Here is a 347-nt window from a genome sequence, read left to right on the forward strand (position 1 = left end):
TGATGCTTAACTTCACCGCCGTTCATCAATTCATCAGCTTCTGCTTTGGCCTTGGCTCTTTCTTCTTCCCGCCTTTCTTTTTCTGTTAGACGGTTAAAGACGGCAGCTGGACTGATCTCACCAAAACCGATAGCTGCATAGAGGGCCTCTTCACTGCGGGCGCTCATACGGGGCAGGATTTCGTCAATATGCTTCTTATCTAGGTACTTATTGGCGATATAGCCCTGTTCTTGGAAGTAATCAACCAAGAGGTCACGCCCCTTGCTGATGGACATTTCCTTATCTTGATTCTTGAAGAATTGGCGAATCTTATTGCGAGCCTTGGTTGTTTTGACCAGCTTGATCCA

1 protein-coding gene is annotated in these 347 nt (G+C 46.7%); it reads right to left on the reverse strand.

Features of this window, described 5'->3' with window-relative positions:
• Positions 1-347: RelA/SpoT AH/RIS domain-containing protein (locus FH871_RS35255; protein WP_138995382.1), on the reverse strand; the 347-nt coding region annotated here is incomplete at both ends.

This window comes from Larkinella sp. C7, assembly GCF_006149005.1.
Taxonomy (GTDB): domain Bacteria; phylum Bacteroidota; class Bacteroidia; order Cytophagales; family Spirosomataceae; genus Larkinella.